The organism is Aliiroseovarius pelagivivens (assembly GCF_900302485.1).
GTDB lineage: Bacteria > Pseudomonadota > Alphaproteobacteria > Rhodobacterales > Rhodobacteraceae > Aliiroseovarius > Aliiroseovarius pelagivivens.
Genome location: NZ_OMOI01000002.1, coordinates 498,642 through 513,722, shown reverse-complemented (window position 1 = coordinate 513,722; position 15,081 = coordinate 498,642). Strand labels below are relative to the sequence as shown.

Here is a 15,081-nt window from a genome sequence, read left to right as displayed (position 1 = left end):
CCCGTCAAAGCACGTAACGGCTGATGTCGGTCGATGTTATGAGCGCACCCAGATGCTTGTCGACAAAGGCATTGTCCACGACAACCTCGTCGCCGCCGCGGTCGGGGGCCGTAAAGCTGAGCTCTTCGAAAACGCGTTCCAGCACGGTGTAAAGACGTCGCGCCCCGATGTTTTCAACACTTTGGTTCACCTCAGCTGCGATCTTGGCCAGAGCCGCGATGCCGTCATCGGTGAAGCTGACCGTCACATCTTCGGTTCCCATCAGGGCGGTATACTGACGGGTCAGCGCGTTGTCGGTTTCGGTTAGGATGCGGACGAAATCTTCTTCGGTCAGGGCGCGCAGTTCGACGCGGATTGGCAGACGGCCCTGAAGTTCCGGCAGCAGGTCCGAGGGTTTGGCGACATGGAATGCGCCAGAGGCGATGAACAGGATGTGGTCCGTTTTCACAGCGCCGTGTTTGGTCGAAACCGTAGTCCCTTCGATCAGCGGCAGAAGATCACGTTGCACACCTTCGCGGCTGACATCGCCGCCGCGGTTTTCGGTACGCGCACAGACCTTGTCGATCTCGTCCAGAAAGACGATGCCGTTCTGTTCAACTGCTTCCAGCGCTGATTTAGTGACTGTTTCATCGTCCAGAAGCTTGTCGGCCTCGTCGGAAATCAGCACTGCATAGCTGTCACGCACCGTCAGCTTCTTTGTCACGGTGCGCTGTCCGAATGCTTTGCCAAACATGTCGCCCAGATTCAGCATTCCCATGCCCTGCCCCGGCTGCCCCGGCACATCCATCATTTGCATCGGGTTCGAGGTATCGGCGACCTCTAGTTCGATCTCGTGGTCGTCCAATTCACCGGTACGCAGCTTCTTGCGAAACATTTCGCGGGTGGCGTCGCGGGCATCAGAGCCGGCGATGGCCTCGATCACGCGATCCTCGGCGGCTTCTTCGGCGCGGGTTTTCACGTCTTCGCGCATATGCTCGCGGGTTTGGATGATCGCCGCATCGACCAGATCACGCACGATCTGCTCGACATCACGGCCGACATAGCCGACCTCGGTGAACTTGGTGGCCTCGACCTTCAGAAACGGAGCACGGGCGAGTTTCGCCAAACGGCGGCTGATCTCGGTTTTGCCGACACCGGTGGGTCCGATCATCAGGATATTCTTGGGATAGACTTCGTCACGCAGGTCGTCCGCCAGCTGCTTGCGACGCCAGCGATTGCGCAGGGCTACGGCGACGGCGCGCTTGGCGTCGTTCTGGCCGATGATGAAGCGATCAAGCTCGGATACAATCTCGCGGGGGGTCAGATCGGTCATTGGTTGATCTCCTCAACCGTCAGGTTTCCGTTGGTATAGACACAGATATCGGCGGCGATCGCCATGGCCTTACGCGCGACGGTTTCGGCGTCTAGGTCGCCTTCCATCAAGCCGCGTGCGGCGGCCAAAGCGAAGTTTCCACCCGACCCGATGGCGGCTACGTCATGTTCGGGTTCCAGCACGTCGCCCGCGCCAGTGATCACGAACAGATCCTTGCCGTCGGTGACGATCAGCATGGCTTCCAGCTTTTGCAGATACTTGTCGGTGCGCCAGTCTTTTGCCAGCTCGACCGAGGCGCGGGCCAATTGACCGGGCGTCGCTTCAAGTTTGGTTTCCAGCCGTTCCAGCAGCGTGAACGCATCCGCAGTCGATCCCGCAAACCCGGCCACAACATCAAACCCGCCGGGGGACAAACGCCGCACTTTACGCGCAGTGCCCTTGATCACGGTTTGGCCCAAACTGACCTGCCCGTCACCTGCAACAACCACTTTGCCACCTTTGCGCACGCCGATGATCGTCGTGCCATGCCAGCCGGGAAATTCGCTATCCGCCATATCGCCTCCAAATTCGGTTTCATCCTATATGGACATGGGGAAAGCGGCGCACAAGCATTGGCCTGTGCGAAGCAGCAGTTCTAGCAGATTTACGGTGGTTTAGGTGTTTTCAGGTTCGATTGAGGCCGCATTCGCTGCCTCTCGCCTTCGGCTCGAATGCGATTGCGTCCCCGTGCGATTCAGTGAATCCTGAATACACTTAGCCCAGCCAGCCGCCCAGATTGCGTTCGGCCACACCTATCAGCGCGTCGATATGAGCGTCGTCGTCATTCAGGCAGGGAATGTAGGTGAAGCTTTCGCCCCCGGCCTCTATGAAGGCCTCTTGGATTTCTTCCTGAATTTCTTCCAGCGTCTCGATGCAATCGGCGGAAAACGCTGGCGCGATAACGGCGATGTTCTTCTTGCCGCTTTCGGCCAGACGGGCGACTTCTTCGACCGTATAGGGTTTCAGCCATTCTTCCGGGCCAAAGACTGACTGGAAGGTCGTGGTAATTTCGCTTTCATCCCAGCCAAGACGTTCCTTCAGCAGGCGAGTGCTTTTCTGGCACTGGCAGTGGTAGGGATCGCCCTGCATCAAATAGCGTTTCGGCATCCCGTGATAGGACACGACCAGCAAGTCTGGCTTCTTGTCCATCGCGGCATAGCCTTTTTCCACGGACTGCGCCAAAGCATCGACATAGGCGGGATCGTCGAAATAGGGTTCGATCGTGCGGGCGGCGGGCTGCCAGGTTTCGTCCATCAGCGCGCGGAAAAACTGGTCGTTTGCAGTGCCCATCGTGGCGCCAGCATATTGCGGATAAAGCGGGAAGAAGAGGATACGGTCACAGCCCGCAGCCACCATTTCTTGAACCTTCGACTTGGTCGACGGATTGCCATAGCGCATGCAGAAATCCACCATGACCTCGGCGCCGTGTTTGGATTCCAATGCGGCGCGAAGCTTGGTGATTTGCGCCTTGGTGATGGTCATCAAGGGGCTTTCGTTCAGCTCTTCATTCCAGATCGACTTGTACGCTTCGCCCGAAGATTTCGGACGCTTCGTCAGGATGATGGCTTGAAGGATCGGCTGCCATTTCCATGCGGGATAGTCGATGACGCGCTTGTCCGACAGGAATTCATTCAGATAGCGGCGCATCGGCCAATAGTCATATCCATCGGGCGTGCCGAGGTTGGCAAACAGAACGCCGACTTTGCGGGCGGGGAGTGTGGGATGATCCGTGGGCTTTTGCATAATCATGGCTACGTCCTTGTTCGCGTCTCAGATCACTTAAACAGAATATATTTCAGGTCAATCGGACAATTTGGTCTCGGCTGTGCCCAATGCGTCAGACAGACGGGCGGCGGCGGAACCGGGGCGCAGGGGTTTTTGCTGGCTTTCATCGGGCGCCCAGCCGGTCAGAAAGATCATTTCGAAGCTGGCGGTGATGCGGTTGTCATCTGCTGGGAAGTGCTGGGCATAGCGGGTTTTGACATCGTCAAAGAAGGCGCGGTTCAGGGGAGACATCAGTCTCTGATCCAGCGCATTTCGCTCTCCCATCGTTTTCAGGTCGCGCATGAGGGCGTAAGCGTCAGCATAGGTCACCTGCCGCACAGCGCTGTCGGCGACGGGCAACGCAAGTCCCGAACGCTGAAGCAACGCACCAAGATCGCGGATCTCGCCCATCGGGACCACGCGCGGGGACAGACCTCCGGTGCGAGCGACCTCGACCTCGGACAAAATGGCGCGGAGTTCGGACAGGGTTTGCCCACCAAACATCACGCCCATGAACATCCCGTCATTGATCAACGCGCGGCGGGATTGGATGATCTGCCCCACCGGGTCGTTCGCCCAATGGAGCGACAGTCCGTGGATCACCAGATCATGCGCGCCCTGCTCCAGCGACAGGATGTCATCATCGGGCACGATCACCGCGTCGGGGAAGCTTTCGGCCCACACCTCGGGGAAACCGGTGACAATCGCGGGCCTGGTAAACGTTCTGTTAACCTCTGTCAGGCGATCCTTCACCTCATCCGCGGCCAGTTCTTGCAGGAACATGCCGTCTGCCGTCGCGCGGCGGCGGTTTTGCGCCAGTTGGGCGCGGTTGGTCAGCTTGGGCGGTGTGTCGTCAGGCAATCTCATGGCGGCGGACCATAGTTGGAAAGGGCGAAAATGCAATCAGCGCTGCATCTGATTTATCCACCGCAATGCGTCAGTTGTGATGCGCCGACGGATACGGATTTTGCGCTGTGCCCGGAATGCTGGCGCGACACGCCGTTTGTCAGTGGCTTGTCCTGTGACCTGTGTGGCGAGCCGCTGCCGGGTGAAGGTGATGGAAGCATCGTGCATTGCGATGCGTGCATGACGCGGCAACGCCCGTGGAAACAGGGGCGATCCGCTCTGCTCTATCGTGGCAATGCGCGCCGTATGATCCTTGCCCTGAAACACGGCGATCGTCCCGAGCTTGCCCGTAGTTTTGCCCCGTGGCTGGCCCGCGCGGCCGAGGACATTCTGCAAGATGGGATGCTGATCTTGCCCATCCCCATCCATTGGACCCGTCGGTTAAAGCGGCGCTACAATCAAGCGGCCGAGCTTGGGCGGGCTTTATCTCGGGAAACCGGATTGGAGCATGCGCCTCAGGCTCTGGTCCGCCTACGCCGGACCGCCATGCATGATGGGATGAGTGTTGAGGATCGCTTTACCAACATGGATCACGCCATCAGTGCGCACCCTAAACACGGCGCGGTTTTGCAGGATCGGGATGTGCTGTTGCTGGACGACGTCATGACTTCGGGCGCGACATTTCACGCGACGGCGCATGCGGCAATTCGTGCCGGTGCCGCATCCGTGAAGGTTCTGTCCCTTGCGCGCGTTGCGCGCGATGCATAACTGGCTGTAACCTATTCACAGATCCCTCGTACGGAGCCCCTGATGCAGCCTGTCACCATCTATTCCTCGCCGCTTTGCGGGTTTTGCCATGCGGCCAAGCGCCTTTTGAACAGCAAGAACGTCGAGTTTGACGAGATCAATGTGCTGATGCACCCCACCAAACGGCAGGAAATGATGTCGCGCGCCAATGGCCGCCACACTGTGCCGCAGATCTTTATCGGCGACATCCATGTGGGCGGATGCGATGATCTGTTTGATCTAGAACGCGGCGGCAAGCTTGATCCGCTGCTGGCGGGCTGACCGGTGCGTGTCGCGCTGATCCAGTTTACGGCCGGGGATGATCCGGCCGCGAACCTTGGGCCTTTGCGCGACATGGTGCGACAGGCGGCACAGGATGGGGCCGAGTTTGTTCTGACCCCCGAAGTGTCGAACATCATCTCGACCAGCCGCCGCCATCAACAGAATGTTCTGCATCACGAGGCTGAAGACCCGACGCTTGCCGCCTTGCGATACGAGGCGCACGCGCTGGGCGTTTGGCTGCTGATCGGATCCTTGGCGCTGAAGACTGATGATCCGGATGGGCGCTTTGCCAATCGGTCATTCATGATTTCTCCGCTGGGGGACATTGTCGCGCGCTATGACAAGATCCACATGTTTGATGTGCAGATCGACGCGACTGAAAGCTATCGCGAAAGCGCAGGCTATCGCCCCGGCGACCGCGCCGCTGTGGCCCAGACCGAGTTCTGCCCGATTGGCATGACCATCTGCTATGACATGCGCTTTCCGCATCTTTATCGCGTGTTAGCCAAGGCTGGCGCGCAAATCATCACGGTGCCCGCCGCGTTTTCTCCGGTCACGGGGGCGGCGCATTGGGAAAGCCTGCTGCGCGCCCGCGCGATTGAAAACGGCGTGTTTATTCTGGCCCCGGCGATGTGTGGGCAGCATGGGCCGAAGCGCGCGACCTATGGGCATTCCTTGGTTGTATCGCCGTGGGGCGAGGTATTGGCCGACGCAGGTGTCGCACCCGGCATCACAATGGTTGATCTTGACCTTGCAGACGTGGGAAGGTCGCGCCAACGCGTCCCGTCTCTGACGCATGATCGAGAATTCAAAGGCCCCTGATGTCCGAAAGCTCTGCCGAAACCCTGTCCGTCGCCCTGTTCAGCGAGATGTTCATGGCCGACCAACTGGCGCGCAACCGCCTGTCTAAGGCGCTGCCAAAGGGGATGGAGTTGAGCCATTTCTCGGTCCTGAATCACTTGGCCCGCGTGGGCGAAGAAAAAAGCCCTGCGCAGTTGGCCAAGTCGTTTCACGTCACACGCGGCGCGATGACCAACACGCTGAACAAGTTGGAATGGGCGGGGCATGTGCATATTCGGCCCGATTGGGATGATGCGCGGCGCAAATTCGTCACGATCTCGCCCTCGGGCAAGGCTGCGAGAGATGCGGCGCTGGCGGCGATCACGCCGATTATTTCAAACATGGTGAAGCAGATCGGGGCTGACAACGTCCGCAATGTACTGCCCGTCCTGCGTGAAATGCGCCAAATTCTAAGCGAAGTCGAATGAGATCTCTTGAGTTCGCGACCGACCTGATGGTTCAGGACGGTCAGACCGAGATTCAGAGGTTTGATGATCGGTTTGTTCAGCGCACCCCAGACGAGCCCAACTATTGGTTTGGAAACCGTGTCGTTTTTTACGAACCGCCGAAATCCGCAGACAATCTGATCGCACAGTTCCATTCGGATATCCCGGAAGCCAAGCACATCTGCATAAGTTGGGATGTTCCAAACCTGAGCATTCAGTCTGTGAAGGACGTATTTGAATCAACCGGGCTGCGCTTGGAGCAAGGCGATGTGCTTGCGTTGCGACAGGATCTGAGGCGCGCTGACGTGCCAGAGGGGATCAACATCCGCCCTTTGGTGTCTGCATCTGATTGGCAACAAAGCGAGGCCATTGGTCGTGCAGACTTGCTGAAGAACGATGCGCCCGAGGCCGGGTTAGACACTTTCTTGAAGAACAAAACGGTCGCGCGACAAGAGCAGATTGCGAAAGGGTTGGGCCAGTGGTTTGGCGCTTTCGATGGCGACACACTTGCGGGTGACATGGGCATTTTTAATGACGACCGGCTGATCCGGTATCAATCCGTGCAAACACACGAGGCATATCGCCGACGTGGGATATGCTCGGCGCTTCTTTGTACCTGTCTGGATTGGGCCAAATCCCGCGCACCAGATGCGCTTCCGGTGATCGTGGCGAATGCGGATACCGACGCCGGGCGGCTGTATCGCCGCGCCGGGTTTAGCTTGGTTGAAACCACGATTGCTGCCTATAGAGCGCCGGAATAGAGCCTATTTTGGCTTCACCGAAGTCATGGCGTAATTCACCGACAGGTCTTGTGCGGACAGCGACCAGCTCCAACCCAGCGGGTTGAAAACCATGCCCATGCGATCCACCACGCTCAGACCTGCAGTGGCGATCAAGTCGGCCAGCTCGTCCGGGGTGATGAATTTCGACCATTCATGTGTGCCCTTGGGCAACCAGCGCATGATGTGTTCGGCACCGATGATGGCCACAAAGTAGCTTTTCGGATTGCGGTTCATGGTCGAGGCGACCATCAGCCCGCCCGGCCGCAACAGTTGCTGGCAGGCGGTCAGATAGGCCAACGGATCAGCAACGTGTTCGACCACTTCCATGTTCAGAACCACGTCAAATTGCTCGCCCGCGTCAGCAAGGCTTTCGGCGGTGCAATTGCGGTAGTCGATCTCCAGCCCCATTTGCTCGGCATGGACCTGCGCGACCGGGATGTTACCCGCTGCAGCGTCCGCACCAATGACGGTGGCGCCCAGACGCGCCATCGGCTCTGACAGAAGCCCGCCGCCACAACCGATGTCCAGCAAGCGCAGACCCTTGAAGGGCTCGACATCGTTCAGATCTCGGCCAAATTCGGCAGCGATCTGGTTTGTGATATAATCCAGACGCACCGGGTTCATCATGTGAAGCGGTTTGAACTTGCCTGTGGGATCCCACCACTCGGCGGCCATTGCCTCGAACTTGGCGACTTCGGCAGGATCGACGGTGGTCTGGTTTTCGGCAGTCATCGGATACCTTCTTTCTGATGGCGGGCGCGTTGTGGTCATTATATAGAGGTCATATGGATAAGGCCGCAGGAAAAAACAACGCAGCCGCAAGGTTGTATCCTCCGATCGACCCGTTTGACCGGCATATGCTGGATGTGGGCGACGGCCACAAGATCTATGTCGAACAATCCGGCAATCCTAAGGGCATTCCCGTAGTGGTCCTGCATGGCGGACCCGGCGGTGGCTCATCCCCCGCGATGCGGCGGTTCTTTAACCCCAAGCTTTATCACATCATCCTGTTTGACCAGCGCGGCTGCGGGCGCTCGCGGCCTCATGCCAGCATCGACCACAACACCACGTGGCATCTGGTTCGTGACATCGAACAGATCCGCTCCACGCTGGGGATTGATCGCTGGATTGTGTTTGGTGGAAGCTGGGGGGCGACGCTGTCCCTGATTTATGCGCAGGCGCATCCCAAGCGCGTGGCGCATCTGGTGTTGCGCGGTGTTTTCCTTGCCACCAAATCCGAGCTTGAATGGTTCTATGGTGGTGGCGCTGGGCGGTTCTGGCCCGAGCTTTGGGACCGTTTCGAAACCCTGATCCCCGAGGCCGAGCGTCACGATATGATCTCTGCCTATCATCGCCGCCTGTTCTCTGGAAACTACGCCGAAGAAGCCCGCTTTGCCCGTGCTTGGACCGGATGGGAAAACGCGTTGGCTTCGATCCACAATATCGGCGTGTCGATCGACAGCCCGGCGGAATACGCCCGCGCCTTTGCCCGGTTAGAGAACCATTATTTCCGGCATGGCGCGTTTCTGGACGAAGACGGCAAGATCCTGCGTGACATGGAGCGGATCGCACACATCCCCGGCACCATCGTGCAGGGGCGTCACGATATGATCTGCCCACCGAAGATGTCATGGGAACTGCACCGCCGCTGGCCTGCGTCCGATCTGCGGATGATCCATCTGGCTGGACACGCCCTGTCTGAACGCGGCATCGCGGACGAACTGGTGACCACGATGGAGAAACTGTCGACCATGCGCGAGGCGTTGGCGCTGTAGCTTTGGCCCGCCAAGGCGCGTCACAAAGGACCGCATCGATGCAAAAAGCCAAGTTCTGGAACAAGATCGCAGACAAGTATGCCAAGGGACCGATCTCGGACATGGCATCTTATGAACACAAGCTGAAGCTGACCCAAGATCTGTTTCATTCAGATATGTCTGTGCTGGAAATCGCCTGTGGGACGGGCAGCACCGCGATCCTGCATGCCCCGCATGTCGCGAAGTATCTGGCGGTCGATATCTCGGAGCGGATGATCGAAATCGCGCGGGCGAAAGATGGACCGCCAAACCTGAGCTTTCAGGTCGCTGATGTTGAAGATATGCCGCTTGAGCCCGGCAGCTTCGATATGGTTCAGGCCCATTCCGCACTGCATTTATTAAGCGATCCAAATGCGGCGGTTGAAAAGATGTATGATGCTTTGAAGCCCGGCGGCTTGTTTGTCAGCTCGACCACCTGCGTCGGCGGTATCTGGTGGCTCAAGTTCATTGCGCCGATTGGTCAGGCGCTGGGCAAGGTCCCGCACCTTGCGTGGTTCACCGAAAATGGCCTGCGCGAAATGGTGCAGGATGCGGGGTTCGAGATCATCGAAGACTGGCGACCCGAGGGCAAGATCACGGCGCTTTTTCTGATCGCAAGGAAGCCTGACTCCTAAGGGTTGCAGACTCACCAGCTTTCCCCTATATCCCTTTTCAACAGCGGCGCTTCGGCCTCCACCCCCGAAGCTCCACCGGAAAATTCCGACGGGCCCGCTGGCCCGTTTTTTTGTTTTGGAGATGCGAGTGAGCAACCTTGTTGCGAAATCCGCGATTGACCGTCGTCTGGCCGAAATAGTCGGCCCCGTGATCGAAGACATGGGGTTCGAATTGGTACGTCTGCGCCTGATGGGCGGCAATACGCCAACATTGCAGATCATGGCCGAGCGTCCTGATGGCGGAATCGAAGTTGATGACTGCGCCCAGATCTCGACCGCGCTGAGCGCGATCCTTGATGTGGAAGACCCGATTGAAGAGAACTATGCGCTTGAAGTCGGCTCGCCCGGCATCGACCGCCCGCTGACCCGCCTGAAAGATTTCAGCGCGTGGTCGGGCTATGTTGCCAAGATCGAGACGTCTGAACTGATCGACGGGCGCAAGCGCTTCAAGGGAAACCTTGCAGGCGTGGAAGGAAACGAGGTTCTGATCGAGATCGAGAACCAGGGCGAAGAGGTCACCATTGGCCTTGATTTTGACTGGCTGGCCGACGCCAAGCTGATCCTGACCGACGAACTGGTCCGCGAGGCGCTGCGTCAGCGCAAAGATGCGGGTCAGATCGACGAAGCTCAATTTGATGAAATTCAAGAAATCACCGGTTCCGAGGAGGACTGACCATGGCAATTACTTCTGCAAACCAGCTTGAGCTTTTGCAAACCGCCGAGGCCGTTGCCCGCGAAAAGATGATCGACCCTGCGCTGGTCATCGAAGCGATGGAAGAAAGCCTGGCCCGTGCAGCCAAGTCGCGTTACGGCGCGGAAATGGACATCCGTGTCACGATCGACCGCAAAACGGGTCGCGCAGCGTTCACCCGCGTGCGCACCGTGGTTGAGGATGAAGAGCTGGAAAACTATCAGGCCGAGTTCACTGTTGAGCAAGCCAAGCAGTACATGGAAAACCCGGCTGTCGGCGACACCTTCGTTGAAGAAGTCCCGCCGGTGGAAATGGGCCGTATCGCTGCTCAGTCCGCCAAGCAGGTGATCTTGCAGAAGGTGCGCGAAGCTGAGCGTGATCGTCAGTACGAAGAGTTCAAAGATCGTGCCGGCACCATCATCAACGGTCAGGTTAAGCGCGAAGAATACGGCAACGTTATCGTGGACGTGGGCGCTGGCGAAGCCATCCTGCGTCGCAACGAAAAGATCGGCCGCGAAAGCTATCGCCCGAACGACCGTATCCGTTGCTACATCAAGGATGTGCGCCGCGAAGCCCGTGGCCCGCAGATCTTCTTGTCGCGTACCGCTCCGGAATTCATGGCCGAGCTCTTCAAAATGGAAGTGCCCGAGATCTATGACAACATCATCGAGATCAAGGCCGTTGCCCGTGACCCGGGTTCGCGCGCCAAGATTGCCGTGATTTCCTATGACAACTCGATCGATCCGGTTGGTGCCTGTGTTGGTATGCGTGGTTCGCGCGTGCAGGCCGTCGTGAACGAGCTTCAGGGCGAGAAGATCGACATCATTCCGTGGAATGAAGATCAGCCGACTTTCCTTGTAAATGCGCTTCAGCCTGCTGAAGTGTCCAAGGTTGTTCTGGACGAAGAAGCTGGCAAGATCGAAGTCGTTGTGCCTGATGAGCAGCTGTCGCTGGCCATTGGCCGTCGCGGTCAGAACGTACGTCTGGCCTCGCAGCTGACGAACCTTGATATCGACATCATGACTGAAGCTGAAGAAAGCGAACGTCGTCAGAAAGAGTTCGCTGAACGCACTGCGCTGTTCATGGAGACTCTGGATCTGGACGAGTTCTTTGCCCAGCTTCTGGTGTCCGAAGGCTTCACCAATCTGGAAGAAGTCGCCTATGTCGAAGTGGACGAACTGCTGGTCATCGACGGTGTCGACGAAGGCACTGCCACCGAACTGCAGACCCGCGCCCGCGAACATCTGGAAGCTCAGGCCGCCAAGGCGCTGGAAAACGCCCGTGCAATGGGTGTCGAAGACAGCCTGATCGCCTTCGAAGGTCTGACCGCGCAAATGGTCGAAGCTTTGGCCGAAGATGGCGTGAAGTCTCTGGAAGACTTCGCAACCTGCGCCGACTGGGAACTGGCTGGTGGCTGGACAACCGTGGATGGCGAGCGCGTCAAAGACGATGGCTCGCTTGAGAAGTTCGGCATGACGCTGGAAGAGGCTCAGGACATGGTCATGACCGCCCGCATCATTCTGGGCTGGGTCGATCCGGCTGAACTGGAAGCAGAAGCTGCTGAAGGCGAAGAAGCCGAAGAAGCCGCTGAAGAAGGGGCCGAGGCCTGATCTCAGGTCTCAGAGGGCAACGCATGACGCGTGGTGGACATAATAAGCGGCCGGAAGAGCCCGAACGGCGTTGCATCGTAACCGGTGAAACTCAGCCAAAGGCGGGGTTGATCCGCTTTGTGGTGGGGCCGGACGACATGGCGGTGCCTGACCTGTTGGGCAAACTGCCGGGTCGAGGGATCTATGTCGCGGCAAACCGCGCGGCGATTGCAACGGCGATTAAAAAGGGCCTGTTTTCGCGCGCTGCGCGCAAGCCGGTTACCGTGCCAGACGGACTGCTCGATCTGCTCGAGCGTAGCTATGTAGATCGGGTGACGCACCTGATCGCAATGGCGCGCAAAGCGGGGCAAGCGGTCGCCGGGTATGAGAAAGTTAAAGACTGGCTGGTGAAAGATCAGGCCCACGTTTTGATTCAGGCCTCGGATGGGTCCGAGCGCGGAAAATCAAAACTCCGACCGCCCCGCGAAGAGGGACGGTTTATTGAATGTCTAACCGGCGACGAGCTGGGTTTGGCGTTTGGACGTGAAAATGTGATACATGGCGCGCTTGCGTCTGGCGGTTTGGCCTCTCGTGTTGTAGAGGAAGCCCAGAAACTGACAGCGATGCGCGTGCAAGATAGTGACGGCGGGAAGGCTCGCCGGAAAGGTACGAAGACCAGATGAGCGATAATGACGGCAAAAAGACCCTTGGCCTAAGCGGAAGCCGCCCCGGCCAGGTGAAGCAGAGCTTCAGCCACGGGCGCACCAAGAACGTCGTGGTCGAAACGAAACGCAAGCGCGTTGTCGTGCCCAAGCCGGGTGCGGCAGCTGGTGGTTCGGGCAAGTCGCCCGCAGGTGGTGATCCGCGCAGACGTCCCGCCGGGATTTCGGATGCCGAAATGGAACGCCGCATGAAGGCGCTTCAGGCCGCGAAAGCCCGCGAGGCCGAGGAAGCCGTAACCCGTGCTGCTGAAGAAAAAGCACGCGAAGAAGAGCGTAAGCGTCGTCGCGAAGAAGCCGAAGCCAAGGAACGCGCCGAGCGCGAGCGTGAAGAAGCGCTGAAAGCCAAGGCCGAGGAAGAAACCCGCAAAAAACGCGAAGCTGAAGAAGCTAAGACCCGTGCAAAAGCGCCCCCTGCTCCGGCAGCGGATCCGGCTGCGGCACAGGCGGCTGAACAGCGTGGCCCCGGCAAAACATCGTCCGCCCCGCGTAAGAAAGACGATCGTGGTGGCGCGAATGACCGCCAGAACCGTGGCAAAGGCAGCCGCGATGACGGTCGCCGTTCGGGCAAGCTGACTGTGAACCAAGCGATGCGTGGTGGCGATGGTCGCCAGCGCTCGGTTGCTTCGATGCGCCGTAAGCAAGAACGTGCCCGTCAGAAAGCCATGGGTGAGAATGTCGAGCGGGAAAAGGTAATCCGCGACGTTCAGGTCCCCGAAGCCATTGTCGTTTCGGAACTGGCCAACCGTATGGCTGAACGTGTTGCAGATGTGGTTAAGTCGCTCATGAAAATGGGCATGATGGTCACTCAGAACCAAGCCATCGACGCTGATACTGCGGAACTGATCATTGAAGAATTCGGTCACAAGATCGTTCGCGTTTCGGATGCGGATGTTGAAGACGTGATCGACTCGGTTGAAGACAAAGAGGAAGACCTGGAAGACCGCGCTCCGATCATCACGATCATGGGCCACGTTGACCACGGTAAAACCTCGCTTCTGGATGCGATCCGCGATGCGAAAGTGACCGCCGGCGAAGCTGGTGGCATCACGCAGCACATCGGTGCTTACCAGGTGACCACCGACAGCGGCGCTAAGCTGAGCTTCCTTGATACGCCCGGCCACGCGGCATTTACCTCGATGCGCGCCCGTGGTGCACAGGTAACGGATATCGTTGTTCTGGTTGTGGCTGCTGACGACAGCGTCATGCCGCAGACCATCGAAGCCATCAACCACGCCAAGGCTGCTGGTGTTCCGATGATTGTTGCGATCAACAAATGTGACAAGCCGGACGCCAACCCCGATACAGTTCGCGCTGAACTTCTTCAGCACGAAGTGATCGTCGAGAAGATGTCGGGTGAAGTGCAGGACGTCGAAGTTTCGGCCATCACCGGTGCTGGTCTGGATGAACTGCTGGAAGCCATTGCGCTGCAGTCCGAAATCCTCGAGCTGAAAGCCAACCCGACGCGCTCCGCTTCTGGTGCCGTGATTGAAGCCCAACTTGATGTGGGTCGTGGTCCTGTTGCGACCGTTCTGGTTCAGAATGGTACGCTGAAGCAAGGCGACATCTTCGTTGTCGGCGAGCAGTGGGGTAAAGTCCGCGCGTTGGTTAACGATCATGGCGATCGCGTGACAGAAGCAGGTCCTTCGGTTCCGGTCGAGGTTCTGGGTCTGAACGGCACACCCGAAGCAGGCGACGTTCTGAACGTGGTTGATACCGAGGCTCAGGCACGTGAGATTGCCGAGTATCGCGAGCAAGCCGCCAAGGACAAGCGCGCCGCTGCCGGTGCTGCGACCACGCTGGAACAGATGATGGCCAAGGCGAAAGCCGACAAAGAAGTGGCCGAGCTGCCCATTCTGGTCAAAGCCGACGTACAAGGTTCCGCCGAAGCCATCGTTCAGGCGATGGACAAGATCGGCAACGACGAAGTCCGCGTTCGTGTGCTGCACTATGGTGTGGGCGCGATCACTGAAACCGATGTGGGTCTGGCGGAAGCGTCGGGTGCACCGGTTATCGGCTTCAACGTACGTGCGAACGCTTCGGCCCGTAACTCGGCCAACCAGAAAGGCGTCGAGATCCGTTACTACTCGGTCATCTATGACCTTGTGGATGATGTGAAAGCGGCGGCTTCGGGTCTGTTGTCTGCCGAGGTTCGCGAGAACTTCATCGGCTACGCAGAAATCCGCGAAGTCTTCAAAGTGTCGGGCGTTGGCAAGGTTGCCGGCTGTCTGGTTACCGAAGGCGTTGCCCGTCGTTCGGCTGGTGTACGCCTGCTGCGCGACAACGTGGTTATCCACGAAGGCACACTGAAGACGCTGAAGCGCTTCAAGGACGAAGTCAAAGAAGTCATCTCGGGTCAGGAATGCGGTATGGCGTTCGAAAACTATGACGACATCCGCCCAAGCGACGTGATCGAGATCTTCGAACGTGAAGAAGTTGAGCGTTCGCTGGACTAAGGCGCTAACTGCCTGATAAAATTACAAAAGGGGACGATTTTTCGTCCCCTTTTTTATTGGAA

16 protein-coding genes are annotated in these 15,081 nt (G+C 58.4%); 11 read left to right on the top strand and 5 right to left on the bottom strand.

The window, feature by feature from the left end:
• Positions 1–4: 4 nt before the first annotated feature.
• The 4 genes from hslU to ALP8811_RS14640 all read right to left on the bottom strand — a co-directional run bounded on the left by hslU (position 5) and on the right by ALP8811_RS14640 (position 3,982).
• The gene (hslU, locus tag ALP8811_RS14655) at positions 5–1,312 is read right to left on the bottom strand and encodes an ATP-dependent protease ATPase subunit HslU (protein ID WP_108858001.1); all 1,308 of its coding nucleotides are present in this window, start codon (positions 1,310–1,312) and stop codon (positions 5–7) included.
• Positions 1,309–1,866 (bottom strand): ATP-dependent protease subunit HslV, encoded by a 558-nt coding sequence (gene hslV / locus ALP8811_RS14650; protein ID WP_108858000.1) that lies wholly within the window; start codon positions 1,864–1,866, stop codon positions 1,309–1,311. Before hslV ends, hslU begins: the two co-directional genes overlap by 4 nt.
• Positions 1,867–2,065: 199 nt before the next feature.
• On the bottom strand, positions 2,066–3,100 hold the full coding sequence (hemH, locus tag ALP8811_RS14645; RefSeq protein ID WP_108857999.1) for a ferrochelatase: 1,035 nt from the start codon (positions 3,098–3,100) through the stop codon (positions 2,066–2,068).
• A 51-nt stretch (positions 3,101–3,151) separates the two neighbouring features.
• Positions 3,152–3,982, bottom strand: coding sequence for a methyltransferase domain-containing protein (locus tag ALP8811_RS14640; protein WP_108857998.1), 831 nt, complete (start codon positions 3,980–3,982; stop codon positions 3,152–3,154).
• A gap of 30 nt (positions 3,983–4,012) precedes the next feature.
• Between ALP8811_RS14640 and ALP8811_RS14635 the strand changes: the two genes are divergently transcribed.
• From ALP8811_RS14635 to ALP8811_RS14615, 5 genes are read left to right on the top strand one after another with little or no spacing between them, the layout of a single operon-like run.
• On the top strand, positions 4,013–4,729 hold the full coding sequence (locus ALP8811_RS14635) for a ComF family protein (protein WP_108857997.1): 717 nt from the start codon (positions 4,013–4,015) through the stop codon (positions 4,727–4,729).
• A gap of 42 nt (positions 4,730–4,771) precedes the next feature.
• Positions 4,772–5,029: a glutaredoxin 3 gene (gene grxC / locus ALP8811_RS14630; RefSeq protein WP_108857996.1), complete on the top strand. Its 258-nt coding sequence runs from the start codon at positions 4,772–4,774 to the stop codon at positions 5,027–5,029.
• 3 nt (positions 5,030–5,032) lie between these two features.
• The gene (locus ALP8811_RS14625) at positions 5,033–5,851 is read left to right on the top strand and encodes a carbon-nitrogen hydrolase family protein (protein WP_108857995.1); all 819 of its coding nucleotides are present in this window, start codon (positions 5,033–5,035) and stop codon (positions 5,849–5,851) included.
• Positions 5,851–6,297 carry a MarR family winged helix-turn-helix transcriptional regulator gene (locus ALP8811_RS14620; RefSeq protein WP_108857994.1) on the top strand — a complete coding sequence of 149 codons (447 nt, stop codon included), beginning with the start codon at positions 5,851–5,853 and terminating at the stop codon, positions 6,295–6,297. Before ALP8811_RS14625 ends, ALP8811_RS14620 begins: the two co-directional genes overlap by 1 nt.
• Positions 6,294–7,076, top strand: a complete 783-nt coding sequence (locus ALP8811_RS14615; RefSeq protein ID WP_108857993.1) for a GNAT family N-acetyltransferase — start codon at positions 6,294–6,296, stop codon at positions 7,074–7,076. The genes ALP8811_RS14620 and ALP8811_RS14615 overlap by 4 nt, the downstream gene beginning before the upstream one ends.
• Before the next feature lie 3 nt (positions 7,077–7,079).
• On the opposite strand, the gene ubiG is transcribed toward ALP8811_RS14615, so the two are convergent.
• Entirely contained in the window at positions 7,080–7,829 is a 750-nt protein-coding gene (ubiG, locus tag ALP8811_RS14610; RefSeq protein WP_108857992.1) for a bifunctional 2-polyprenyl-6-hydroxyphenol methylase/3-demethylubiquinol 3-O-methyltransferase UbiG, read from the bottom strand.
• Between the two features lie 53 nt (positions 7,830–7,882).
• On the opposite strand from ubiG, the gene pip reads away from it, so the two are divergent.
• The 6 genes from pip (at position 7,883) to infB (ending at position 15,019) form a co-directional block, all read left to right on the top strand.
• Positions 7,883–8,872, top strand: coding sequence for a prolyl aminopeptidase (gene pip, locus ALP8811_RS14605; RefSeq protein WP_108857991.1), 990 nt, complete (start codon positions 7,883–7,885; stop codon positions 8,870–8,872).
• Between the two features lie 38 nt (positions 8,873–8,910).
• On the top strand, positions 8,911–9,525 hold the full coding sequence (locus ALP8811_RS14600; RefSeq protein ID WP_108857990.1) for a class I SAM-dependent methyltransferase: 615 nt from the start codon (positions 8,911–8,913) through the stop codon (positions 9,523–9,525).
• Positions 9,526–9,652: 127 nt separating this feature from the next.
• Complete coding sequence (gene rimP, locus ALP8811_RS14595; protein WP_108857989.1) at positions 9,653–10,237, top strand: ribosome maturation factor RimP; 585 nt, start codon at positions 9,653–9,655, stop codon at positions 10,235–10,237.
• 2 nt (positions 10,238–10,239) lie between these two features.
• Positions 10,240–11,865 (top strand): transcription termination factor NusA, encoded by a 1,626-nt coding sequence (gene nusA, locus ALP8811_RS14590; RefSeq protein ID WP_108857988.1) that lies wholly within the window; start codon positions 10,240–10,242, stop codon positions 11,863–11,865.
• 23 nt (positions 11,866–11,888) lie between these two features.
• On the top strand, positions 11,889–12,527 hold the full coding sequence (locus ALP8811_RS14585) for an RNA-binding protein (protein WP_108857987.1): 639 nt from the start codon (positions 11,889–11,891) through the stop codon (positions 12,525–12,527).
• Positions 12,524–15,019, top strand: coding sequence for a translation initiation factor IF-2 (gene infB, locus ALP8811_RS14580; protein ID WP_108857986.1), 2,496 nt, complete (start codon positions 12,524–12,526; stop codon positions 15,017–15,019). Before ALP8811_RS14585 ends, infB begins: the two co-directional genes overlap by 4 nt.
• Positions 15,020–15,081: the final 62 nt, after the last annotated feature.